At 60.1% G+C, this 24,248-nt stretch carries 23 protein-coding genes and 1 pseudogene; 9 read left to right on the forward strand and 15 right to left on the reverse strand.

Annotated features, from left to right (window positions below):
• Positions 1-8: 8 nt before the first annotated feature.
• From hutI to mdoH, 6 genes are all read left to right on the forward strand, one after another.
• Positions 9-1,214 (forward strand): imidazolonepropionase, encoded by a 1,206-nt coding sequence (gene hutI / locus CKW15_RS05245; protein WP_095151755.1) that lies wholly within the window; start codon positions 9-11, stop codon positions 1,212-1,214.
• A gap of 10 nt (positions 1,215-1,224) precedes the next feature.
• Entirely contained in the window at positions 1,225-2,028 is an 804-nt protein-coding gene (gene hutG / locus CKW15_RS05250) for an N-formylglutamate deformylase (RefSeq protein ID WP_095151756.1), read from the forward strand.
• Between the two features lie 283 nt (positions 2,029-2,311).
• Positions 2,312-3,283, forward strand: a complete 972-nt coding sequence (gene pip / locus CKW15_RS05255; RefSeq protein WP_095058324.1) for a prolyl aminopeptidase — start codon at positions 2,312-2,314, stop codon at positions 3,281-3,283.
• Positions 3,280-3,717, forward strand: a complete 438-nt coding sequence (gene dtd, locus CKW15_RS05260; RefSeq protein WP_095058325.1) for a D-aminoacyl-tRNA deacylase — start codon at positions 3,280-3,282, stop codon at positions 3,715-3,717. Before pip ends, dtd begins: the two co-directional genes overlap by 4 nt.
• Positions 3,718-4,038: 321 nt before the next feature.
• Positions 4,039-5,856: a glucan biosynthesis protein G gene (locus CKW15_RS05265; RefSeq protein ID WP_095058326.1), complete on the forward strand. Its 1,818-nt coding sequence runs from the start codon at positions 4,039-4,041 to the stop codon at positions 5,854-5,856.
• On the forward strand, positions 5,849-8,419 hold the full coding sequence (gene mdoH, locus CKW15_RS05270; protein WP_095058327.1) for a glucans biosynthesis glucosyltransferase MdoH: 2,571 nt from the start codon (positions 5,849-5,851) through the stop codon (positions 8,417-8,419). Before CKW15_RS05265 ends, mdoH begins: the two co-directional genes overlap by 8 nt.
• Positions 8,420-8,656: 237 nt before the next feature.
• On the opposite strand, the gene CKW15_RS29015 is transcribed toward mdoH, so the two are convergent.
• From CKW15_RS29015 to ubiE, 11 genes and pseudogenes are all read right to left on the reverse strand, one after another.
• A complete protein-coding gene (locus CKW15_RS29015; RefSeq protein WP_371856286.1) occupies positions 8,657-9,529 on the reverse strand; it encodes a methyl-accepting chemotaxis protein in 873 nt (290 codons plus the stop codon).
• A pseudogene (locus tag CKW15_RS29020) lies at positions 9,512-10,597 on the reverse strand (methyl-accepting chemotaxis protein); the annotation flags it as partial. The gene CKW15_RS29015 and the pseudogene CKW15_RS29020, both read right to left, overlap by 18 nt.
• Before the next feature lie 215 nt (positions 10,598-10,812).
• On the reverse strand, positions 10,813-11,520 hold the full coding sequence (locus CKW15_RS05280; RefSeq protein ID WP_095151758.1) for a 16S rRNA (uracil(1498)-N(3))-methyltransferase: 708 nt from the start codon (positions 11,518-11,520) through the stop codon (positions 10,813-10,815).
• Positions 11,517-12,311: a twin-arginine translocase subunit TatC gene (gene tatC, locus CKW15_RS05285; protein WP_095056508.1), complete on the reverse strand. Its 795-nt coding sequence runs from the start codon at positions 12,309-12,311 to the stop codon at positions 11,517-11,519. Before tatC ends, CKW15_RS05280 begins: the two co-directional genes overlap by 4 nt.
• A complete protein-coding gene (gene tatB / locus CKW15_RS05290; RefSeq protein WP_095056507.1) occupies positions 12,308-12,751 on the reverse strand; it encodes a Sec-independent protein translocase protein TatB in 444 nt (147 codons plus the stop codon). Before tatB ends, tatC begins: the two co-directional genes overlap by 4 nt.
• A 10-nt stretch (positions 12,752-12,761) precedes the next feature.
• A complete protein-coding gene (locus CKW15_RS05295) occupies positions 12,762-13,034 on the reverse strand; it encodes a twin-arginine translocase TatA/TatE family subunit (protein WP_053153307.1) in 273 nt (90 codons plus the stop codon).
• 25 nt (positions 13,035-13,059) lie between these two features.
• Complete coding sequence (locus CKW15_RS05300; RefSeq protein ID WP_008047820.1) at positions 13,060-13,392, reverse strand: phosphoribosyl-ATP diphosphatase; 333 nt, start codon at positions 13,390-13,392, stop codon at positions 13,060-13,062.
• On the reverse strand, positions 13,385-13,786 hold the full coding sequence (hisI, locus tag CKW15_RS05305) for a phosphoribosyl-AMP cyclohydrolase (RefSeq protein ID WP_007989281.1): 402 nt from the start codon (positions 13,784-13,786) through the stop codon (positions 13,385-13,387). The genes CKW15_RS05300 and hisI overlap by 8 nt, the downstream gene beginning before the upstream one ends.
• Before the next feature lie 80 nt (positions 13,787-13,866).
• A complete protein-coding gene (gene ubiB / locus CKW15_RS05310) occupies positions 13,867-15,471 on the reverse strand; it encodes a ubiquinone biosynthesis regulatory protein kinase UbiB (RefSeq protein ID WP_095151759.1) in 1,605 nt (534 codons plus the stop codon).
• Positions 15,468-16,091 carry an SCP2 domain-containing protein gene (locus CKW15_RS05315; protein ID WP_095056505.1) on the reverse strand — a complete coding sequence of 208 codons (624 nt, stop codon included), beginning with the start codon at positions 16,089-16,091 and terminating at the stop codon, positions 15,468-15,470. The genes ubiB and CKW15_RS05315 overlap by 4 nt, the downstream gene beginning before the upstream one ends.
• A complete protein-coding gene (ubiE, locus tag CKW15_RS05320) occupies positions 16,091-16,861 on the reverse strand; it encodes a bifunctional demethylmenaquinone methyltransferase/2-methoxy-6-polyprenyl-1,4-benzoquinol methylase UbiE (RefSeq protein ID WP_060542605.1) in 771 nt (256 codons plus the stop codon). The genes CKW15_RS05315 and ubiE overlap by 1 nt, the downstream gene beginning before the upstream one ends.
• A 155-nt stretch (positions 16,862-17,016) precedes the next feature.
• On the opposite strand from ubiE, the gene CKW15_RS05325 reads away from it, so the two are divergent.
• The 3 genes from CKW15_RS05325 to CKW15_RS05335 all read left to right on the forward strand — a co-directional run bounded on the left by CKW15_RS05325 (position 17,017) and on the right by CKW15_RS05335 (position 18,773).
• Positions 17,017-17,292, forward strand: coding sequence for a polyhydroxyalkanoic acid system family protein (locus CKW15_RS05325; RefSeq protein ID WP_095151760.1), 276 nt, complete (start codon positions 17,017-17,019; stop codon positions 17,290-17,292).
• A 223-nt stretch (positions 17,293-17,515) separates the two neighbouring features.
• The gene (locus tag CKW15_RS05330) at positions 17,516-17,938 is read left to right on the forward strand and encodes a phasin family protein (RefSeq protein ID WP_095056503.1); all 423 of its coding nucleotides are present in this window, start codon (positions 17,516-17,518) and stop codon (positions 17,936-17,938) included.
• Positions 17,939-17,948: 10 nt separating this feature from the next.
• Positions 17,949-18,773, forward strand: a complete 825-nt coding sequence (locus CKW15_RS05335) for a phasin family protein (RefSeq protein WP_095056502.1) — start codon at positions 17,949-17,951, stop codon at positions 18,771-18,773.
• Positions 18,774-18,865: 92 nt separating this feature from the next.
• Here CKW15_RS05335 and CKW15_RS05340 read toward each other — a convergent pair whose 3' ends face one another.
• From CKW15_RS05340 to phaC (CKW15_RS05355), 4 genes are all read right to left on the reverse strand, one after another.
• A complete protein-coding gene (locus tag CKW15_RS05340; RefSeq protein ID WP_095056501.1) occupies positions 18,866-19,483 on the reverse strand; it encodes a TetR/AcrR family transcriptional regulator in 618 nt (205 codons plus the stop codon).
• A 59-nt stretch (positions 19,484-19,542) separates the two neighbouring features.
• Positions 19,543-21,225, reverse strand: coding sequence for a class II poly(R)-hydroxyalkanoic acid synthase (gene phaC, locus CKW15_RS05345; RefSeq protein WP_095056500.1), 1,683 nt, complete (start codon positions 21,223-21,225; stop codon positions 19,543-19,545).
• Positions 21,226-21,339: 114 nt separating this feature from the next.
• Positions 21,340-22,194 (reverse strand): poly(3-hydroxyalkanoate) depolymerase, encoded by an 855-nt coding sequence (phaZ, locus tag CKW15_RS05350; protein ID WP_095056499.1) that lies wholly within the window; start codon positions 22,192-22,194, stop codon positions 21,340-21,342.
• Between the two features lie 165 nt (positions 22,195-22,359).
• On the reverse strand, positions 22,360-24,039 hold the full coding sequence (phaC, locus tag CKW15_RS05355; protein ID WP_095056498.1) for a class II poly(R)-hydroxyalkanoic acid synthase: 1,680 nt from the start codon (positions 24,037-24,039) through the stop codon (positions 22,360-22,362).
• Positions 24,040-24,248 lie beyond the last annotated feature (209 nt).

The raw sequence follows: 24,248 nt of genomic DNA on the forward strand, positions 1-24,248 counted from the left end.
ACTAAGGGATGAAAACCCTCTGGCAACACTGCCACGTCGCAACCATGGCCCAAGGCGTCTACTCGATTATCGAGGACGCGGCCATCGTGACGTCCGGTGCGCTCATCGAGTGGATCGGCCCTCGCGCTGAACTGCCGGCGGGCGAGTACCCGGCGGTCAACGATTTGAACGGGGCCTGGGTCACACCGGGTCTGATCGACTGCCACACCCACACGGTGTTCGGCGGTAACCGCAGCGGTGAATTCGAGCAGCGCCTGCAAGGCGTCAGCTACGCGGAAATCGCCGCCAGCGGCGGCGGCATCGCCAGCACCGTGCGCGCCACCCGTGCCGCCAGCGAAGACGAATTGTTCGCCAGCGCCAGCAAGCGTCTGAAAAGCCTGATGCGCGACGGCGTCACCAGCATCGAGATCAAATCCGGCTACGGCCTGGACCTGGCCAACGAACGCAAAATGCTACGCGTGGCCCGTCGTCTCGGCGCCGAACTGCCGGTCAGTGTGCGCAGCACCTGTCTGGCGGCTCATGCTTTGCCGCCGGAATATGCCGATCGCGCCGACGATTACATCGATCACATCTGCGCTGAAATGCTCCCGGCCCTGGCCGCCGAAGGGTTGGTGGACGCCGTGGACGCATTCTGCGAATACCTGGCGTTTTCCCCGGCTCAGGTTGAGCGCGTATTTATAATTGCTCAGGAACTTGGCTTGCCGGTGAAGCTGCACGCCGAACAGTTGTCCTCGCTGCACGGCTCTAGTCTGGCGGCGCGTTACCACGCGTTGTCCGCCGATCACCTGGAATTCATGACCGAAGACGACGCCATCGCCATGGCCGAGTCCGGCACCGTCGCCGTGCTATTGCCCGGTGCTTTTTACTTCCTTCGCGAAACCCAATTGCCGCCGATGGAAGCCCTGCGCAAGCACAGTGTGAAAATCGCCATCGCCAGTGATCTCAACCCCGGCACCTCGCCGGCGCTGTCGTTGCGCCTGATGCTGAACATGGCTTGCACCTGCTTTCGCATGACTCCGGAAGAAGTCCTGGCTGGCGCGACGATTCATGCCGCCACTGCATTGGGCATGGCCGACACCCACGGTTCGCTGGAGGCCGGCAAGGTCGCGGATTTCGTCGCGTGGCAAATCGATCGTCCGGCCGACCTGTGTTACTGGCTCGGCGGCGACCTGGAAAAACGCGTCGTGCGCCACGGCGTCGAATCAAGTTTGTAGGAGATCTGTTGTGGATAAGGTTCTGAACTTCAAACAAGGCCGTGTGCCACTGCTGATCAGCATGCCCCACGCCGGTGTGCGTCTGACCCCGGCCGTCGAAGCCGGATTGATCCCCCAGGCGAAAAGCCTGCCGGACACCGACTGGCACATCCCGCAGCTGTACGATTTCGCCGCTGAACTGGGTGCCAGCACCCTGGCTGCCGAGTATTCGCGGTTCGTCATCGACCTGAACCGTCCATCCGACGACAAGCCTTTGTATGTCGGCGCAACCACCGGCCTGTACCCGGCCACGTTGTTCGATGGCGTGCCTTTGTTCCGCGAAGGGCTGGAGCCTTCCAAAGAAGAACGCGCGACGTACCTTGAGCAGATCTGGACGCCGTACCACAGCACCTTGCAAAACGAGCTGGCGCGTCTGAAGGCTGAGTTTGGCTACGCGCTGCTGTTCGATGCGCATTCGATCCGCTCGCTGATCCCGCACCTGTTTGACGGCAAGCTGCCGGATTTCAACCTCGGCACCTTCAACGGCGCCAGTTGCGATCCGCAGTTGGCGACGCAACTGGAAGCCATCTGTGCGCGTCACGACAATTACACCCACGTGCTGAACGGACGCTTCAAGGGCGGCCACATCACCCGGCATTACGGCAACCCGGCCGAGAACATTCACGCCGCGCAACTGGAGCTGGGGCAGTGCACGTATATGGAAGAGTTCGAGCCGTTCCGTTATCGCCCGGACCTGGCGGAGCCGACGCGAGTGGTGTTGAAGGAATTGCTGCAAGGGTTGTTGGCGTGGGGCGAAAAGCACTACAGCGCTTAAACACGAAACGCTGGCAAGTGGGCCTTTGTGGCGAGGGAGCTTGCTCCCGTCCGGCGGCGAAGCCGTCGTAAACCCGGACAGTCAGGTGTATCTGACAAAACTCGGTTGAAGGGTTTTTGGGCTGCTACGCAGCCCAGCGGGAGCAAGCTCCCTCGCCACAGGTTTGATTGCGAACTCTTGCCAGGCTGGGCATGCTCATTGACGTAAATCGGGTTTATGATGCCCCACGGCAGAATAATAGAAGTCCCCCCAGGGATGACCTCGACCCCTTACGGAGTGCGCAATGCAGACTTTGTACCCGCAGATCAAACCCTACGCCCGGCACGATCTGGCTGTCGATGCGACCCACACCCTGTACGTTGACGAAAGCGGTTCACCGCAAGGTTTGCCGGTGGTATTCATCCACGGTGGCCCTGGCGCGGGGTGTGATGCCCAGAGTCGTTGCTTCTTCGATCCCAACCTGTACCGCATTGTCACCTTCGACCAGCGCGGTTGTGGTCGCTCCACTCCCCACGCCAGCCTGGAAAACAACACCACCTGGGATCTGGTCGCCGACCTTGAGCGGATTCGCCAGCACCTGGGCATCGAAAAATGGGTGCTGTTCGGTGGCTCATGGGGTTCGACCCTGGCGCTGGCCTATGCACAAACCCACCCGGAACGTGTACATGGCCTGATCCTGCGCGGGATCTTTCTTTGCCGTCCGCAGGAAATCGAGTGGTTCTACCAGGCAGGCGCCAGTCGCCTGTTCCCCGATTACTGGCAGGACTACATCGCACCCATTCCACTGGACGAGCGCGACGACCTGCTCACCGCTTTCCACAAGCGCCTGGTCGGCAACGATCAGATCGCCCAGATGCATGCGGCCAAGGCCTGGTCGACCTGGGAGGGTCGCACCGCAACCCTGCGTCCAAACCCGCTGGTGGTCGATCGGTTCTCCGAGCCGCAGCGTGCGTTATCCATTGCGCGCATCGAATGTCACTACTTCACGAACAATGCCTTCCTCGAACCGAACCAGCTGATTCGCGACATGGGCAAGATTGCCCATCTGCCGGGCGTGATCGTGCATGGTCGCTATGACGTGATCTGTCCGCTGGATAACGCCTGGGAATTGCACCAGGCCTGGCCGAACAGTGAATTGCAGGTGATTCGCGACGCCGGCCACGCCGCTTCCGAACCGGGCATCACTGACGCGCTGGTAAGGGCCGCCAAGCAGATGGCTCACCGTTTGCTGGACCTGGCGCCCGAAGAAGCATGAAAGGCTTGCTGCAACGCGTGCGTGGCGCGCGAGTCGAGGTAGCGGGCGAGGTGGTCGGTGCGGTTGACCAGGGTTTGTTGGTGTTGGTGGCTGTAGAGCCCGAGGACACCCGGGCCAGCGCCGACAAACTTCTCAATAAACTGCTTAACTATCGGGTGTTCAGCGATACCGAGGGCAAGATGAACCTGTCCCTGGCGGATGTGGGTGGCGGGTTGCTGCTGGTCTCGCAGTTCACCCTGGCTGCCGATACCAAGAGCGGGTTGCGCCCGAGTTTCTCGACCGCGGCCCCTCCGGCGCTGGGAGAGGAGCTTTTCGACTATCTATTAGCCAAAGCGAAACAAGTGCATGGCACTGTGGCATCGGGTAGATTCGGCGCGGATATGCAGGTGCACCTGGTCAATGATGGCCCGGTAACCTTCCTGTTACAGACCTGAAAGCACTTGAAACAAGTTTTTAAGCTCATTTCGGCTGCAAACAGGGGTTTTTCGCGATAAATACTTTGTTACCCCTGATGCGTTGTAACGCGGCCTACTAGATAATCGCGCGCTACGGGGATCGGCGTTCGTTGGTCCATTTTGACTTAGGTAGAGACTTGTCTGGATCCGATTGGGGAATCATTTTGCCCCAGCGGAGTCGGAACAATGCTCGCCAACTTGGCAAGAGTGGTTTGTAGGGTCGGTTTTTTCACACCGCATTCCTCACAAACCCTTCAACTGGCCGTTGGTTTTTTGATCTGTTTTCGGCGAGGGTTGCTCGTGATTGTTAGTCCCTGTAATGCACCAAAATTGTCTGCCAAACGGTTACGTAACGCACTGGTAGCGGGCTCTGCACTGCTCTGCCTGTTCAGCGCCGGCCAGCTTTGGGCATTCAATCTGGATGATGTATCGGTCAAGGCAAAAGAGCTGGCCGGGCAGAAGTACGAAGCGCCGCGCAGTAACCTGCCGAACGAATTCCGTGAAATGAAATTCGCGGACTATCAGAAAATCCGGTTTCTGACCGAAAAAGCCGAGTGGGCTGATCAGAAGACGCCGTTCAAGCTGTCCTTCTATCACCAGGGCATGCATTTCGATACGCCGGTGAAAATCAACGAAATCACCGCGAACACTGTCGAAGAGATCAAGTACGACCCAAGTCGTTTCGACTTCGGCGACCTGAACTTCGACCCGAAGGCCACTGAGCAATTGGGTTATGCCGGTTTCCGTGTGCTGTACCCGATCAACAAGGCCGACAAGCAAGACGAAATCATGACCATGCTCGGCGCGAGCTACTTCCGCGTCGTCGGCAAGGGTCACGTCTATGGTCTGTCCGCCCGCGGCATGGCGCTCGATACCGCATTGCCATCCGGCGAAGAATTTCCGCGTTTTCGCGAGTTCTGGATTCAACAGCCAAAACCGGGCGACAAGCACCTGGTGATCTTTGCGCTGCTGGATTCGCCACGTGCCACCGGTGCCTATCGCCTGACCTTGCGTCCGGGCAGCGACACCATTGTCGACGTCAAGGCGCAGATGTTCCTGCGTGACAAGGTCGGCAAACTGGGTATCGCGCCGTTGACCAGCATGTACCTGTTCGGCGCCAACCAGCCGTCGAAAGTGCTGAACTACCGTCGTGAACTGCATGACTCCAGCGGCCTGGCGATCCATGCCGGCAATGGCGAGTGGATCTGGCGTCCGCTGAACAACCCGAAACACCTGGCTGTCAGCAACTTCTCGGTCGAGAACCCGCGTGGTTTCGGTCTGCTGCAACGTGGTCGCGACTTCAGCCATTACGAAGATCTCGACGACCGCTACGACAAGCGCCCAAGCGCCTGGATCGAGCCGAAGGGCGACTGGGGCAAGGGCACCGTCGATCTGGTCGAAATTCCGACCGCCGACGAAACCAACGACAATATCGTAGCCTTCTGGAACCCGGAAAAGTTGCCGGAACCTGGCCAGCCACTCGATGTTGCTTATCGTATGCACTGGACCATGGACGAAGCGTCGATCCACGCCCCGGACAGCGCCTGGGTCAAACAAACCCTGCGTTCCACCGGTGACGTTAAACAGTCCAACCTGATTCGTCAGCCGGACGGCAGCGTGGCTTACCTTGTGGATTTCGAAGGTCCGTCCCTGGCCGCTTTGCCTGCCGATGCGGACGTTCGCAGCCAGGTCAGCGTTGGTGACAACGCCGAACTGGTCGAGAACAGCGTGCGCTACAACCCTGAAACCAAGGGCTGGCGCCTGACGCTGCGCATGAAGGTCAAGGATCCGAGCAAGGCCACCGAAATGCGTGCCGCGCTGGTGCAGAACATCGTGCCTGCGGACTTGGCCAAGACCTCGATTCCGGCGTCGAACTCGTCGGTTGCCAAGGCCGACAAGGTTGCTGCCAAGCAACAAGAGAAAGCAGACAAGGACGCCAAGGCAGCGGAGGCCAAGCAGGCCGACGTCAAGCCGGTTGCAGATGCCAAGGACAAGGCCAAAAACAAAGACGCCCAGCAGCCTGTCGCTGCCGGCGCGGCCCCAGCCACACCGGAATCGGCGCCGACTGAAGAAGTCCTGACCGAGACCTGGAGCTACCAGTTGCCTGCCGATGAGTAATTCTCAAGTACAGCCAGAAACTCTTGCCGAGTATCTGGCGCATCTGCCGATGACCGACCAGCAACGCGCGGAGCTCGCGGGTTGCCGGTCCTTCAGCGAGCTGCATGAACGCCTGTCGTCATCCACGTTCGACGCTCCGACCGAGGCCGCCCAGGCTTCGGTGGGCAAGCGCCTGACCCTGAGCACTGCCGAAGAGTTGCAGGATGCGGAAATGCTGGCGCTCGACGCCAATGGTCGGGTCTGCCTCAAGGCGACCCCGCCAATCCGCCGGACCAAGGTTGTGCCGGAGCCGTGGCGCACCAACATTCTGGTGCGTGGCTGGCGTCGGATGACCGGTCGTACCAACCCGCCACAGCCGCCGAAGGACGAACGCGTCCTGCCGGCCGCGCGCTGGCGCACCGTGGGTTCGATCCGTCGCTACATTCTGTTGGTGCTGATGCTCGGCCAGACTATCGTCGCCGGTTGGTACATGAAAGGCATCATGCCGTACCAGGGCTGGTCGTTCGTCGACCTGAACGAAGTGCTGCACCAACCGCTGCTGCAAACCGCCACGCAAGTGCTGCCGTATGCCTTGCAGACCAGCATCCTGATTCTGTTCGGGATTTTGTTCTGCTGGGTGTCGGCCGGTTTCTGGACTGCGCTGATGGGCTTCCTCGAGTTGCTCACGGGGCACGATAAATACCGTATCTCTGGTAAAAGCGCCGGTAACGAGCCAATTCCGAAAGATGCGCGCACCGCACTGGTGATGCCGATCTGCAACGAAGACGTGCCTCGTGTGTTCGCGGGTCTGCGCGCGACGTTCGAGTCGGTTGCAGCGACCGGTGATCTGGATCGCTTCGACTTCTTTGTGCTCAGCGACAGTAACGACGCCGACATTTGCGTTGCCGAGCAGCAGGCCTGGCTGGACGTCTGCCGTGAGGCTGGGGGCTTCGGCAAGATCTTCTATCGCCGCCGTCGCCGTCGCGTTAAGCGTAAAAGCGGCAACCTCGACGACTTCTGCCGTCGCTGGGGTGGTGACTACAAGTACATGGTCGTCCTCGACGCCGATTCGGTAATGAGCGGCGATTGCCTGACCAGTCTGGTGCGTTTGATGGAAGCCACGCCGGACGCCGGGATCATCCAGACCGCGCCGCGTGCGTCGGGCATGGACACCCTGTATGCGCGCATGCAGCAATTCGCGACCCGCGTGTACGGTCCGCTGTTCACCGCGGGCCTGCACTTCTGGCAGCTGGGCGAATCGCACTACTGGGGTCACAATGCGATCATCCGCATGAAGCCGTTTATCGAGCACTGCGCCCTGGCGCCGTTGCCGGGTAAAGGCGCGTTTGCCGGTGCGATCCTGTCCCACGACTTCGTTGAAGCCGCGTTGATGCGTCGTGCCGGTTGGGGCGTGTGGATTGCCTACGACTTGCCGGGCAGCTACGAAGAACTGCCGCCGAACCTGCTGGACGAACTCAAGCGTGACCGTCGCTGGTGCCACGGCAACCTGATGAACTTCCGCCTGTTCCTGGTCAAGGGCATGCACCCGGTGCACCGTGCGGTGTTCCTGACCGGCGTGATGTCTTACCTGTCGGCGCCGTTGTGGTTCTTCTTCCTTGTGTTGTCGACGGCGCTGCTGGCGGTCAACACGTTGATGGAGCCGCAGTACTTCCTTGAACCGCGCCAGCTCTATCCGCTGTGGCCACAATGGCACCCGGACAAGGCGATTGCACTGTTCTCGACCACCATCGTGCTGCTGTTCCTGCCGAAGCTGTTGAGCATCATCCTGATCTGGGCCAAGGGCGCGAAAGAGTTCGGCGGCAAGTTCAAGGTGACCCTGTCGATGCTGCTGGAGATGTTGTTCTCCATGCTGCTGGCGCCGGTGCGGATGATTTTCCACACCCGTTTCGTCCTCGCCGCGTTCCTCGGCTGGGCCGCGACCTGGAACTCGCCGCAACGTGACGACGACTCCACGCCATGGAGCGAGGCGGTCAAGCGACACGGTCCGCAAACGCTGCTGGGCTTCTTCTGGGCACTGTTGGTGATCTGGCTGAACCCGAGCTTCCTGTGGTGGCTGGTGCCGATTGTCGGTTCGTTGATGCTGTCGATCCCGGTGTCGGTGATCTCCAGCCGTGTTGGCCTGGGCCTGAAGTCCCGTGACGAGAGCCTGTTCCTGATTCCTGAGGAATACAATCCGCCACAGGCGCTGCTGGCCACCGACCAGTACACCCACGAGAACCGCTGGCACGCACTGAACGACGGCTTCGTCCGTTCGGTGGTCGATCCACAGCAGAACGCCCTGGCGTGTTCGCTGGCGACGTCCCGTCACGGTCAGGCCGAGCCGATCGAATGGCTGCGGATCGAACGGGTTCGTCACGCCATGAAAGTCGGCCCTGAAGGGCTGACCAACAATGAGCGTGTGCAACTGCTGAGCGATCCGGTGGCTTTGGCCCGCCTGCATGAGCAGGTCTGGAGCGAAGGTCACCCAGAGTGGCTCAACGCCTGGCGCAAGTCGGTCAAGGCCGACCCTCACGCGCCACTGCTACCGCTCAAGCCAATGAGCGAACAGCCTCAGATGGCGTAATGAAAAAACCCGCGAAAGCGGGTTTTTTATGGCTTGAAGTTTGTTCTTGAGCTTGCACCAGATTCTGTACCGGTAGCGTCGGGTCGATTGCTTTCGCGGGCAAGTCGGATCGCCGCACCGCCGCTCCCACAGGGTCCGGTGGTGTTACGCAAACCGCATGAGCGCCGGAAACTTTGTGTGGGCTTGCCCGCGATTGCATCACCTCGGTCCTGAGTGAGCCGAGGCATGCGGATCACCTCAAACCCTGAACTTGCCCACCAACATCTGCAAATGCGTCCCCAACCGTGCCAGCTCAACGCTGGAGGCCGCTGTCTCCTCACTGGCAGCGGAAGTCTGATCCGACACATCACGCACATTCAGCACGCTGCGGTTGATCTCCTCGGCCACGGCGCTTTGCTGTTCGGCGGCAGCGGCAATCTGCTGGTTCATCGCCTGAATCGCCGAGACCGTGCGGGTGATGCTTTCGAGTGAACCACCGGCACGGCGGGTCAGTTCGACGCTGCTGTCGGTCAGGGCGCGGCTGTTGTCCATGATGGTCGAGACCTGCTGGGTGCCGTTTTGCAGGCCGACGATCAGCTCTTCGATTTCTTCCGTGGACTTCTGGGTGCGCTGGGCCAGGCTGCGGACTTCATCGGCGACCACGGCAAAACCGCGTCCGGCTTCACCGGCGCGAGCGGCTTCAATCGCGGCGTTGAGTGCCAGCAGGTTGGTTTGCTGGGCCACGGATTTGATCACGTCGAGCACGCTGCCGATCTTGTCGCTTTCGCGCTTGAGTTCGCCCATTGCCTCGGTGGAATGACCCACTTCCTTGGCCAGGCGCTCGATCTGCGCGATGGCTTCACCCACTACCTTGTCACCTTCGCGAGCTTGCTGGTCAGCGGCGACGGCGGCTTCGGAGGCTTCCTCGGCATTGCGCGCGACTTCCTGCACGGTGGCGGCCATCTCGTTCATGGCAGTGGCGACCTGGTCGGTTTCAATCTTCTGATTGTTGACCCCGGCGCTGGTCTGCTCGGTGACGGCGGACAACTCTTCGGCGGCGCTGGCAATCTGCGTCACGCCATCGCTGATGCCGCCGATCAGTTCGCGCAAGCCTTGGGTCATGCTCTGCATGGCGCGCTGCAGCTGGCCGAGCTCATCGCGACGCTGAGAGATCAGGTTTTGGGTCAGATCGCCGCTGGCCACACGCTGGGCCACGGCCAGGGTCTGGTTCAGCGGAATGATGATCTGGCGGGTGATCGCCCACCCGGCCAGCAGGCCGAAAGCTGTGGCGAGCACGGTGGCGAGGGTCAGCATGTTTTTGGCATGGGCAGCGTCGGTGTCGCGGATAACGGTTTGCGAGGTGGTGAGTTGGTTGCTCACGTCCAGCAGGATGTTGCCTTGGGCAGCCATGCGCACCAGTGCCTTGGCGCTGGCGGACTGTGAGTCGCGGAACTGGCTGACGGCGGCACGATAGGCCTTGAGCGAGTCGGTCGCCTGTTGCAGGTTGGCGAGATGTTCCTCAGGCAGTTTGGCTGGCAGGCTTTCGAGGTTTTTCAGGGCGTCATCGATAGCGTTCAGCGCGGGCTGTTCGGCGTCGCTCTTGCCGCTGTAGGTGTAACCGCGAACCTGGAAGCGCGCCTGCTGGATCAGTTTGCTCAGGTCGATCACGCTGTTGAAGGCGCTCACGCTTTCACCCTGGAGCATGGATTTTTCCACGTCGGCCACGCGGGCTACGGCGTTGTCGGCGGTGCTGCCGAGTTTGCTGCGGGCATCTTCGCGGTCGGCGCCGGCCTGGATCATTTCGCTGAACGCGCGACGGTACTCGGCGAGTGCAGTCAATTGCTGATCAACCTTGGCGGCATCAGCCGGTTGCTCGATCAGGGTGCGGGCGGTCTGAAGGCTGGTTTCGAGCTTGCCCAGCAAGTCGTTGACGACGCCCGGGCCTTGTTCGCCGCGACGCATTTCGTAGTCCAGGCGCGCGATGCGCAGATCTTTGGTCAGCCCATTGATCTCGGAAATGAAACCCAGTTTATCGCCGCGACTGATCACGTCGCTCAGGCCGGTCCAGCCGGTAAAGGTGATCAACAGGGTCAGAGACAGCACCAGACCAAACCCGATCCCCAGTTTGCGTTTGACGCTGACGTTTCCCAGACTCTCGGCTAGCCATTGGTACATGCTGAAAACTCCCCGGACCATCATTTGGTTTTATGGGAGATGTATCGGCTGCACTGGGCGTATCTGAAGGTGCTGAGAGTTTTTCAGATGCGTGGTGAGCTGTGGCGAGGGGGCTTGCCCCCGTTCGGGTGCGCAGCAGCCGTAAAAGTGGTGCATGCGGTTTGACCGGAGCAACAGCAGTGGCCGCTTCGCGACCAAGCGGGGAAAAGCCCCCTCGCCACAGTGATTGTGTCGGGGGTTTAGAAAAGGCGTGCCAGCAGCGCGGTCACGGCGGTTTCGACGCGCAGGATTCGATCGCCCAGTTGTACCGCTTGCAGGCCGGACTTGCCCAGCAAGTCGATCTCGTAAGGAATCCAGCCACCTTCCGGGCCGATGGCCAGGGTCACCGGTTCGCTGAGGCCGCGGGGGCAGGGCGGGTAGTTGCCGGGGTGGCCAACCAGGCCGAGGGTGCCTTCGGCGATCGCGGGTAGACGGTCTTCAACGAACGGCTTGAAGCGCTTCTCGATCATGATTTCTGGCAGCACAGTGTCCCGGGCCTGTTCGAGGCCAAGAATCAACTGTTCACGAATCGCTTCAGGTTCAAGGAATGGTGTCTGCCAGAAGCTCTTCTCGACGCGATAGCTGTTGACCAGCACGATCCGCGGCACACCCATGGCCGCCACGGTCTGAAACACCCTGCGCAGCATTTTGGGCCGTGGCAGTGCCAACACCAGGGTCAGCGGCAGCTTGGCCGGTGGCGGTTGGTCGAGGGAGACGCGCAGTTCGGCTTCATCGGCGTCCAGGCGCAGCACTTCGGCCGAGCCCATCAGCCCGCCGATTCGCCCGACGCGCATGCTGTCGCCGACTTCACAGCGGTGAACTTCCTGCATGTGCGTCAACCGGCGATCACGCAGGATCGCCCGGTCGGCCGCAATGAAATCGGCCTCTTCGAGGAGCAGCAGGTTCACGCTTGGGTCGCTGGCGGCTGGTCGTTGTGATCGTCAGCCGGTTGATCGTCCGGATGCTCGCCACGCTTGCTGATCAGGCTGCCAAACAGGATGCCGACTTCAAACAGCATCCACATCGGTATGGCCAGCAGGGTCTGCGAGAAGATGTCCGGCGGCGTCAGGATCATGCCGACCACGAAGCAGCCGATGATCACGTACGGGCGGATTTTCTTCAGGTACTTGACGTCGACCACGCCGATCCACACCAGCAGCACCACGGCCACCGGGATTTCGAACGCCACGCCGAAGGCGAAGAACAGCGTCATGACGAAGTCGAGGTAGCTGGTGATGTCGGTCATCATTTCCACACCGGCCGGGGTGGCGGCGGCGAAGAACTTGAAGATCAGCGGGAACACCAGGAAATAGGCGAACGCCATGCCGGCGTAGAACAGAAAGATGCTGGAGACCAGCAAGGGCATGGCGATGCGTTTTTCATGCTTGTACAGGCCAGGTGCGATGAAGCCCCAGATCTGATGCAGGATCACCGGGATCGCCAGGAACAGCGAGACCATCATGGTCAGCTTCAGTGGCGTCAGGAACGGCGACGACACATCGGTGGCAATCATCGTCGCGCCAACGGGCAGGTAAGCACGCAGCGGCGTCGAGACGAAGGTGTAGATCTGCTGGGTGAAGGCAAACAGCCCGGCAAAAATGATGAAGATCGCCGCTACGCAGCGCAGCAGGCGGGTACGCAACTCGGTGAGGTGCGAAACCAGCGGCATGTGCTGGTCATTTTCAGGGAGATCGCTCATGGGGCTCGCGGCGGCAAAGTGGTGTCAGTAGGCGCTGGCGTTGTCGGCGCGGCGGCTGGAGCAACGGGTTCAACCGGCATTGCTGCCACAACCGGCGCAGGTTCCGCTATCGGAGCGGCTGCCGGTGGGACAGCGGCGGCAGGCGTTTGAATCGTCTGCTCGCCCACGTGCTCGACAGGTGTCGGCTCTTGCTGGGTCGGCGTGAAGATCTTCCGCGCTTCCTGCTCAAGCGACAGGATGTGTTCGTTGTGCAGTTGCCGACGAATTTCGTCAGCACCGATTTCACGTTCAACTTCCTGTTTGATCGCATTGAAGCTGCGCTTCAGGCGCCCGACCCACAGGCCGGCGGTTCGCGCTGCGCCCGGCAGGCGCTCGGGACCCAGCACCAGCAGGGCGACGAGGCCGACGAGCAGCAGTTCAGAGAAGCTGATACCAAACATTAGTCAGTGCTCACACGTCTTTGCGGATCGGCTCTTCGACTTTCTGCGCCTGCACGTCGATGGTGTGCGGCTGGTTCACAGAAGCTTGTGGCTGAACAGGCGGAACCGGTTGGGCCGGGGTCGCGTTCGGGTCGGCCGGTTTTTCGTCATCGTTCATGGCTTTGCGGAAGCCCTTGATCGACTCGCCGACGTCAGTGCCGAGATTTTTCAGCTTCTTGGTACCGAACACCAGTACGACAACAACCAGGATGACGATCCAGTGTTTCCAGTCAAAAATGCCCATGTTGCTGCTCCTCTCTAACAGTTATTCAGGCGGACGGGCGCGAGGCTTTCTCGGCGTGTCCGGACAGACCGAAGCGACGGTCCAGTTCATCGAGTACAGCCTGAGGATGCTGCCCCAGTTGGGCGAGCATGACCATGCTGTGGAACCACAAATCGGCGGTTTCGTAGATCACATCGCTGCAGTCACCGCTGATGGCGGCATCCTTGGCGGCAATGATGGTTTCGACCGACTCTTCGCCGACTTTTTCCAGAATCTTGTTCAAGCCCTTGTGGTACAGACTGGCGACATACGAGCTGTCGGCGGCGGCGCCTTTGCGCTCCTCCAGTACCTCGGCCAGACGGGTCAGAGTGTCACTCATGTTTGTGTCCTGCGGAATAGATGGCGTGCGGATCTTTCAGAACCGGGTCGACTGTTGTCCAGTCGCCGTTCTCATAGACGCGGTAGAAGCAGCTCTGACGGCCGGTATGGCAGGCGATGTCGCCGATCTGCTCGACCATCAGAATGATCACGTCGGCGTCACAGTCCAGGCGCATCTCGTGCAGGGTTTGCACGTGGCCGGACTCTTCGCCCTTGCGCCACAGCTTGCCACGGGAACGCGACCAGTAAATGGCACGGTTCTCGGCAGCGGTCAGTTCCAGTGCTTCGCGGTTCATCCAGGCCATCATCAGGACGCGCCCGGTCTTGTGATCCTGGGCAATCGCCGGCACCAGGCCGTCGGCGTCCCACTTGATCTCGTCCAGCCAGTTTTTCATCTTCGACTCCGACAGCGGGCCCGACACTTCATTAGTCGAACCCAACGTTCAAACAGTGTGCCAGTCGTTAACCCAACTGGCTATCGACGAACGACCAGATACAAACCGACGGCCATCATGATGCCAGCCGGCCAATAGGCCAACTGATTCAATGGCCCGCCAGCGGCCAGGATGGCGCCGCCAGCCAGATGCGTGGTGCCGAGCAGGCGCAGGAACCAGTCGTCGCGGCGTCGATGCCACGGTGGCGGCGGGTCGTAGGCGTGGGGCTGGGACATGCGTTCGAGCAGGTCGCGGGCCATGTTGGCCAGGTGCGGCAGCTGTTCGAACTGGCTGTGCACGTTGCCGAGCAAGGCTTTGGGGCTGACGCGCTCGCGCATCCAGCGTTCGAGGAACGGTTGCGCGGTGTTCCACAAGTCGAGGTCCGGATACAGCTGACGCCCCAGACCTTCAATGTTCAGCAGGGTTTTTTGCAGCAGGACCAACTGTGGCTGCACTTCCATGTTGAAGCGACGCGCGGTCTGGAACAGGCGCATCAACACCTGGCCGAAGGAAATGTCTTTTAACGGTTTTTCGAAGATCGGCTCGCACACGGTGCGGATCGCGGCTTCGAATTCATTGAGTTTGGTTTCCGCCGGGACCCAGCCCGAGTCGATGTGCAGCTGCGCTACACGACGGTAATCGCGCTTGAAGAAGGCGAAGAGGTTGCGTGCGAGGTAATCCTGGTCTTCCGGGGTCAGGCTGCCGACGATGCCGCAGTCGATCGCGATGTATTGCGGGCTCCACGGAGTCACGGTGCTGACGAAAATGTTGCCGGGGTGCATGTCGGCATGGAAGAAGCTGTCGCGGAACACCTGGGTGAAGAAGATCTCCACGCCGCGTTCGGCGAGCATTTTCATGTCGGTGCGCTGGTCGGCCAAGGTCGTCAGATCGGTGACCTGGATGCCGTAGATGCGCTCCATCACCAGCACTTTCGGGCGGCACCAGTCCCAATAGACTTGCGGCACATACAGCAGTGGCGAGCCTTCGAAATTGCGCTTCAACTGGCTGGCATTGGCCGCTTCGCGCAACAGATCGAGTTCGTCGTAGATGGTTTTTTCGTAATCGCTGACCACGTCCACCGGGTGCAGCAGACGCGCATCGGACGAGAGTTTTTCGGCGGTGCGGGCAAGAATGAACAGCCACGCCAGGTCCTGGGCGATGATCGGCTTGAGTCCCGGGCGGATCACTTTGACCACGACTTCTTCGCCGGTTTTCAACTGTGCGGCATGCACCTGGGCCACCGACGCAGAGGCCAGCGGCTCAACGTCGAAACGGCTGAACACTTCGCTGATTTTCTTGCCGAGCTGTTCTTCGATCAGCTTGACCGACACCTGCGAGTCGAACGGCGGTACGCGGTCCTGCAGCTTCATCAGCTCATCGGCGATGTCTTCGGGCAGCAGGTCGCGACGGGTGGACAGGATCTGCCCGAACTTGATGAAGATCGGCCCCAGGTCCTGCAACGCCAGGCGCAAGCGTGCGCCACGGCTCAGGTCCAGGGTCTTGCGCGGGAACCAGCGCCACGGCAAGGCATAACGCAGCGCCCGCAAGAACCAGGGCAGCGGCAGGGCGAACAGCAGGTCATCGAGGCGGTAGCGGATCACGACGCGCTGGATGCGCAACAAACGGCGGACGGCAAGCAGCTTCATGCGTTATCGCTTGGGTCGAGGGATCGGGAAAGGCGCTCGAAACGCGCCTCGAGACGTTCCAGATCAAGTTTGATCCGGTCCAGTTCACTGAATCGGGCTTCGGCTTCGCGCTGACCGACGAGGGTGCGCGATTCTTCGGCCAGGTATTCGCTCAGGTTCTGCCCCAGGCTGGCGAAGCCTTGCTGATACCAGCGGGCGCGGCTGCGCAGGTGACCGCCGACCAGTTGCGTGGCCACGGGGCCGAGCCAGCGCGACAGCTCGTACTCCCAGTCCAGCTCCAGGTCCTGAAGGATCGCCGCCAGTTCCAGCAGCACGCCGCTGTCGCCATCGAGTTCGACTTCAGGGCCGTGCAGGATCGAAGTCTTGTCCTTGCTCATGGCCAGTTTCAACAGGCTCGAGGCCGGTGCACGCAAGGTGCAGTCGGCGCCGGTTTCCCATTGGGAGGCGAGCATCAGGCCTTCGTCGCTGGGCAGGATGAACAGTTGCAGCGCCGGGCTGCGACAGTCGACCGCAATCACTTTGCCGGTCAGATGCGCCAGCCGCGGCAGCGCCGTGCTGTCGAGACGCAGCACCCGGTTGATGCCGAGTTCAACGCTGGCGAGCAGGCCGGCGAGCAGCATCAGGGCTTGATGCCGCGGTGCAGAGCGACGATGCCTGCAGTCATGTTGTGATAGGTCACGCGGTCGAAACCGGCCTCGACCATCATCGACTTCAGGGTTTCCTGGTTCGGGTGCATGCGGATCGATTCGGCGAGGTAACGATAGCTTTCCGAGTCGTTGGTGATCAGCTTGCCCATCAGGGGCATGAAGGCGAACGAGTAGGCATCGTAGGCCTTGGACATCAGCGCGTTGGTCGGCTTGGAAAATTCCAGTACCAGCAAACGACCGCCCGGCTTGAGCACGCGCAGCATGGAACGCAGGGCGTCTTCCTTGTGCGTGACGTTGCGCAGGCCGAAAGCGATGGTCACGCAGTCGAAATGGTTGTCCGGGAACGGCAGCTTTTCAGCGTCGGCCTGGACGAACTCGACGTTGCCGGCCACACCCAGATCCAGCAGGCGGTCGCGACCGACCTTGAGCATGGATTCGTTGATGTCGGCCAACACGACCTGGCCGGTCGGGCCTACCAGATGCGAGAACTTTTTGGTCAGGTCGCCCGTGCCACCGGCGATGTCGAGCACGCGGTTGCCGCTGCGCACGCCGGACAATTCGATCGCAAAGCGCTTCCACAGACGGTGCATGCCGCCCGACAGGAGGTCGTTCATCAGGTCGTACTTGGCGGCTACCGAATGGAAAACCTCAGCGACTTTTTCCGCTTTCTGGCTTTCCGGAACGTTTTTGAAGCCGAAGTGAGTGGTGGGTTCGGCATCGCTGCCTTTGCGCTGATCAGTCATATCGCTGTCACCAAAAGAGAATGCGCGACATTCTAATCCCCAAGGGATGCTTTGTCTTGGCAAGGCTGAAGGTAAGATGGATCACCCTCGGGACGTTTTGCCGCAGTGGCGGTCAAGATTCACCGAACAAGCATTCATAAAGCAGGAGTCATTCAATGGCCCATATTAGTGTTGAACGTACCCACGGCCTGGGTAAGGAAGCGGCCCGCGAGAAGGCTGACAAGCTGGCGCAGAAACTTTCCGACCAGTATGGCCTGGAGCCGCAATGGTCCGGCGACACCTTGAACCTCAAGCGTTCGGGCGTGAAAGGCGCGGTGCATGTCAGCGAAGATTTGATCAAGGTCGATGTGGAGCTGGGCCTGATGATGTCGGCCATGAGCGGCATGATCAAAGCGGAAATCGAAAAGGCGCTGGATAAAGCCCTCGCATAAACGCGCTCTTGTAGGAGCACGCTTGCTGGTGATGCAGGCAACTCGGTATTTCAGTTGCACCGAGGTGATGCCTTCGCGAGCAAGCTTGCTCCTACAGTCAGAGGCAACCCTCTATCTATGTCAGTTGTTAGGGTGCCGTTTCTAATTTTTCTCCCTACCTTTGTGCCCAAGCCCGACACTTCTTGCGGGCAGTTCCTCAAACCTTCTGCGCGTGAGGTGCACCATGGCCAAAGTTATTCTGAAGAAAAAAATCGACGCATCGACCACTGCTCTGGGCGACGTCAAATCCTATGCCCGCAAGATCTGGCTGGCAGGCCTGGGTGCTTACACCAAGGTCGGTCAAGAGGGTGGCGAGTACTTTCAGGAACTGATCAAGGCAGGTCAGGTTGTTGAAAAGAAAGGCAAAAAAGTAGTCGCTGAGAAACTTGAAGCAGCGAATGCCGAGATCGATGAAGCCAAGACCGAAGTGAGCACTTTCAAAGGCAAGGTCGAAGTTCAACTCGATCGTGTCGAGAAGGCGTTTGACACTCGTGTCGCAAGTGCCTTGAATCGTATCGGCATTCCGTCTAAACATGACGTTGAGACACTCTCTGCTAAGCTCGATGAGCTGACGGCATTGCTCGAACGTGTCGCGCGTAAATCTTAAGGAGAACGGGATGGCTGGCAAAAAGACTACTGACAAAGAAGGCAGCTCGTGGATCGGGAAAGTCGAAGACTACTCCCGCAAAATCTGGCTGGCTGGCTTAGGCGTGTACTCGAAGATCGACACTGACGGCAGCAAGCTCTTCGATGCATTGGTTAAGGACGGCGAGAAAGCCGAGAAGCTCACCAAGAGCGCTGTTGGCAAGACCGTCGACGCCGCCAAGGACTCCGCTTCTTCGGCCAAGTCGCGCATCAGCGGCGTGAAGGACCGTGCGCTGGGCAAGTGGGATGAACTGGAAGGGGCTTTCGACAAGCGCCTGAACAGTGCCATTTCGCGCCTGGGCGTACCGAGCCGCAATGAAGTCAAGGCACTGCACAGCAAGGTCGATACCCTGACCAAGCAAATCGAAAAGCTGACCGGTGCCAAGGTTGCGCCTGTTGCAGCGAAAACTGCAGCAGCCAAACCAGCAGCCAAAGCCGCTGCAAAACCACTGGCTAAAGCAGCTGCAAAACCAGCGGCCAAGACAGCGGCAGCAAAACCTGCTGCAGCCAAGCCAGCGGCCAAACCAGCTGCCGCGAAAGCCGCCGCTAAACCGGCTGCCAAGCCAGCAGCTAAACCTGCGGCCAAAACCGCAGCGGCTAAACCTGCTGCGGCGAAAAAACCAGCTGTGAAAAAGCCGGCTGCGCCGAAAGCAGCAGCGCCAAAACCAGCAGTGGCTGCCGCCAAACCGGCAACCCCGGCACCTGCAGTCAGTTCGTCGAACTCTGCAATCGCGCCGACCCCTGCTGTAACCCCGACTGCCGCGCCAGCTCCATCGACGCCAACCAGTCAGTCCTGATTTCAGGGCTCATGAAAACGCCCGGCCTGTGAAGGTCGGGCGTTTTTGTTTGTATGGAAAAAAATCGCAGCCTTCGGCAGCTCCTACAGATCTCATTGGTCTTCCAGATACTCCATCGCCATCTGTTCGGTCGCCGCCTTCATCGACGCAAGCAGGTGCGGCGCCACCAGCATCATGATCTGGTAAATCACCAGTCGCACTTCACCTTCGCGGCCGAGAATTCGCTGGTAGTCCAGTGAAAACAGCAATGTCATGGTGATCTGTTCCACCAGTTGCCCAAGCGCCTGGGTTTCACTGACCAGCAAGCCTTGCGCCTGCAAACGCGCCAGCAACGACGCCAATGTGCGCTTGAGTGAATTGAGCAGATTGCGAATGCCCTTGGCCAGTTTCGGCAAGCGCCCGGCGAGGTTCGACAGGTCCTGGAACAGAAACCGGTAGTGCGACAGGCGTTCGACGATCAGGTGCAGGAACAGCCAGTAATCCTCGGGTGCCAATTCGACATCGGGCGGAGGGTCGAGCAGTGGCGCGAGTTCGCTTTGAAAGCGTTCGAACAGTCCGAGAATCAGCGGTTCCTTGCCGTGGAAGTGGTAGTAGAGGTTCCCTGGGCTGATGCCCATTTCGTTGGCAACTTCCATGGTGGAGACATTCGGTTCGCCCTTTTCATTGAACAAACTCAGGGCACATTCGAGGATCCGGTCGCGGGTTTTCATCCAGTCTTCTTATCGATCAGGTCATGCCACGGCAGGCAGCTGCCGTGGCTCGTTGAACGTCAGCGCACGTGCACGTAAGTGCCGGGTGCCGCCTCCATCGGTGGATAGTTCTGGTTGCCGAGCGCCGCGTGTGTTTCTTTTTGCGCGCCCGAGCGTTCCTGGATCCAGCTCAGCCATTGGCCCCACCAGCTGCCCTCGACTTGTTTGGCGTCGTAGAGCCAGGCCCGTGGGTCGCTGCTCAGCTTGGCGCCCTCGACGTAGTTGGCTTTCGGGTTGCTCGGTGGATTGAGAATGCTTTGTATGTGACCGCTGTTGGACAGCACGAAGCGTCGCTCGCCACCCAGCAGCAGCGTTGAGCGATACACCGCATCCCACGGCGTAATGTGGTCGTTGATCCCGGCAACGCTGAAGCTGTCGACGGTCACCTTCTGCAAATCAATCGGCGTGCCGCAGACTTCGAGACCGCCCGGATGGCTCAACGGGTTGTGCTTGAAGAAGTCGAGCAAATCACCGTGCAGGGCGGCAGGCAGGCGCGTGTTGTCGTTGTTCCAGTAGAGGATGTCGAATGCTGGCGGTTCTTTGCCCAACAGGTAATTGTTGACGAAGTAGCTCCAGATCAAATCGTTAGGGCGCATCCAGGCGAAGACCTTGGCCATGTCGCGCCCGTCCAGCACGCCCTTCTGGTAAGAACGGCGCTTGGCGGCTTCCAGGGTCTGTTCGTCAGTGAACAGGGTGGCAGGCGAATCCAGTTGGCTGTCGAGCAGGCTCACCAGGTACGTCGCGCTGGAGACCCGGCGCAGCTGTCGCTTGGCCTGCAAGTGTCCCTGCAACGCCGCAATGGTCAGCCCGCCGGCACAGGCGCCCATCAGGTTGACCTCTCGGGCACCGGTGATGGCCCGGCAGACGTTCATGGCTTCTTCCACGGCCTCAACGTAAGTCGACAGCCCCCATTCACGGTGGCGCACATCCGGGTTGCGCCAACTGATCACGAAGGTTTGCAGGCCATTCTTGAGTGCGTACTGGACGAAGCTGTTGTGCGGGCTCAAATCAAAAATGTAGAACTTGTTGATCTGCGGTGGCACCACCAGCAGGGGTTTTGAGTACTGTTTTTCGCTCATGGGTTTGTACTGGATCAACTCCAGCAGCTCATTGCGAAACACCACCGCGCCGGTGCTGGTGGCGACTGTTTTGCCGACCTCGAACGAATGCTTGGTGACTTGCCGGGGCAGGCCATCGTTGTGCAGGAGGTCGTCCACCAGGTGGCCCATGCCGCGCACCAGGCTGTTGCCGCCGGAGTTGAAGATTTCCTTGATCGCCAGCGGATTGAGCAGGCTATTGGAAGGTGACATGGCGTCGTTGATCAAGGCAAAGGCGAAGTGCGCACGGGCACGGTCGTCCGGGCTCATGTTGCTCTCGTCGATCCACTGACTGACCTGTTTCTGCCAGCTCAGGTAGGCCTGCAGGCTGCGACGATAAAACGGGTTGAGGCTCCATGCCGGGTCCGCGAAACGGGCGTCCTGCGGGTTGGTCGGGTGCAGGGTGTCCCCCAGCAACACGCGCCCCAGTTGACCGCCCAGTTTCAAGGCATGGCGTGCCGTGTGCACCGGGTTTCGCAAACCGTGAGCGGCCATACTGCGCAGAGTCGACAGCAGATCCCGGCCGCGCAGACCGGTGATCGCACTTTGTGCGTTGATGAACGTGGCGGGAGTGGGTAGAGACTCCCTCACGGGTTTATCGCGCATGACTCAACACTCCTTCGTCTTCAGGCCAAATACAAATACCGAACCAGAACACCATAGACGCTGTAATGGGTTGTTGCGCGGCACGGCGTCCTGCCGTTCCCTTTCAATCAAGGTTTAGCCGCCCATTGGCGCCGGATGCGGATGCATCACCGCGCGCTGTCGCTCCTCTTCCAGGAATTTCATGATGATCGGGGCGACCGCTTCGGCCCGGGTGATCAGGAACAAATGCCCGTCATCGATGATGTGCAACTGGGCGTTGGGAATCCGCCAGGCCAGTACGCGCATGTTGATCAGCGGGATCAGCGGGTCATCATCGCCCGCCAGCACCAGGGTCGGCTGCTTGATCTTGTGCAGCCAGTGGATGCTGGTCCAGCCAACGCCGGCGAACAGTTGCCAGTAGTAACCGAGCTTGCCGGCCGATCGCACTTTTGCGGCATGGCTGGCGGCCAGGGTCGGGTCGCGACGGAACGAGCCACCGTAAATCAACGGCGCAATGCGGATCACGTGGGACGGCTGAATGTAACGCCGCGGGCTGGCCATCAACCAAAGCACTTTCGGCTTGCCCGGCACCATCACCGCACCGGCCGCGGTGGCGGCCAATACGAGCTTCTTGCAGCGCTCGGGATAGTCAAAGGCAAACTGCTGGGCGAGCGCGCCACCCCAGGACACACCGATCACGTTGACTTGCCCGTAATCGAGGTAGTCGAGCATCCGCGCCGTCAGCTTCGCCAGACCCGGAAACCGAAAAGGCCGGTTCGGCGTCGACGAGCCGCCAACACCGGGCACGTCGAAAGCGATGACTTCCAGGTCCGGGTCGAGCGCCGCGATGAACGGAAATACCAGCTCCAGGTTGGCGCCGATGCCGTTGAATATCAGCAAGGGCGTCAAGTGAGGCTTGCCGGGGCGTACCGCCGTGCGGAGCGTCTGGCCATCCAGCTCGACGGTACGGAATATAAAGGGTTGCGGCATGCTTCGGGGCCCTGTGGGTCGCGTTGTCAAATTCTTCCCCGATCCCCTGTAGGAGCGAGCTTGCTCGCGAAAAACGCAAAGGCAACGCATTCATCCAGACAGCGCGCGTTATCGTTGACGTCCATCGCGAGCGAGCTCGCTCCTACAAGGGGCGAGGTGTGTCAGTTACCGCTCATGTACATAGGTGCCGGGTGCAGCTTCACCTGCCGGATGGGCCTTGTTGCCCAGTTTCAACGGTGCCTTTTTCAGGTTGCCCGAACGCTCGGCCTGCCAGGCCTGCCAGTGCAGCCACCAGGAGTCGGTATGTTTGGTCGACTCCAACTGCCAGTCATCAGCGTTGACGGGCATTTCGGTGCTGGTCATGTAGCGCGATTTCGGGTTGCCTGGCGGGTTCAGGATGCTCTGGATATGCCCGCTGCTGGACAGCACGAATTCAACCTTGCCGCCGAACAGTTGGGCCGACTTGTAGCAGGAGCGCCACGGGGTAATGTGGTCGCTGGTGCCGGCCAGGGCAAAGATGTCGGCAGTGACCTGCTTGAGATCGATCGGCGTGCCGCACACTTCCAGTGCGTTCGGGCGGATCAATGGATTGTTTTTGAACATTTCGATCAGGTCGCCGTGGAACGCGGCAGGCAGGCGAGTGGTGTCGTTGTTCCAGAACAGAATGTCGAACACCGGCGGCTCGTTGCCCAACAGGTAGTTGTTGACCCAGTAGTTCCAGATCAGGTCGTTGGGGCGCATCCAGGCGAAGACTTTCGCCATGTCGCGGCCTTCCAGCACACCGGCCTGGTAGGAGTGACGCTTGGCGGATTCGAGGGTTTGCTCGTTGACGAACAGGGCAACGTCGCTGTCCAGGGTCGTGTCGAGCACGCTGACCAGCAGGGTCAGGGCATTCACCTTTTTTTCGCCGATTGCCGCGTAGTGGCCCAGCAGTGCGGTGCAGGTGATCCCGCCGGAGCAGGCGCCGAGCATGTTCACGTCTTTGCTGCCGGTGATTGCAGTGATCACGTCGACGGCTTCTTTGAGCGCCTCAATGTAAGTCGACAGGCCCCACTCGCGTTGCGCCTTGGTCGGGTTGCGCCAGCTGACGATGAACGTCTGAACATTGCTGCGCAGGCAGAACCGCGCCAAGCTCTTTTCCGGGCTTAGGTCGAAAACGTAGAACTTGTTGATCTGTGGCGGTACTACCAGCAGTGGGCGCTCATAGACTTGCTCGGTGGTCGGCTTGTACTGGATCAGTTCCAGCACGTCGTTGCGAAAGACCACTGCGCCTTCGGTCACGCCCAGGGTCTTGCCGACCTCGAACGCGCCCATGTTGACCTGGCTCGGCATGCCACCGTTGTGCACGATGTCCTTGGCCAGATGGGAGAGACCGTCGAGCAGGCTTTTGCCGCCGGTTTCGAAGAAGCGTTTGACCGCTGCGGGGTTGGCCGCCGTATTGGACGGAGCGAGTGCTTCGGTCATGAGGTTGATGACGAAATGCCCGCGCCCGACGTCATGCGCCGGCAAATTGCTTTCGTCGATCCAGGTGTGGAGCTCCTTGCGCCACGCCAGGTAAGTCTGCAGATAACGTTTGTAGAGCGGGTTCTGGCTCCAGGCCGGATCAGCGAAACGACGGTCTTCGTTGGTCGGTTGCAGCTCGGATTTGCCAAGCAGCACGTTCTTGAGTTCAAGGCCGAAATGCGCGACATGCTTGGCACTGTGAATCGGTTGCCTGACGGCCTGTCTGAGCACCATTCGAGCTGAAGCCAGTAGATCTTTTCCACGCAGTCCAACGACAGGATTCAGCCCCAAGGTGTTTTCGGAGGCTTGATACTTCAAGTCATCGTTATTCTTGTTACTCATCTACGACGCTCCATTGTCCTGAGACGAGTACCGGGTCGCGCTGTGTAGTCTCACAGCTAATGCCAGGTACTGCTGCTCGGGGTGACCGTTAATACTGCATCGCTGCTTTTTTAATGCAGAGAGCACTGCAGGGAACTTGCCAGTTCCATTGGTTACCCGAGTTTAATTTTTTTCGCAAGCAGACCAATCAGAGGTCCTGGAGCGGAGCA

It is taken from the genome of Pseudomonas sp. Irchel s3b5 (assembly GCF_900187435.1).
GTDB lineage: Bacteria > Pseudomonadota > Gammaproteobacteria > Pseudomonadales > Pseudomonadaceae > Aquipseudomonas.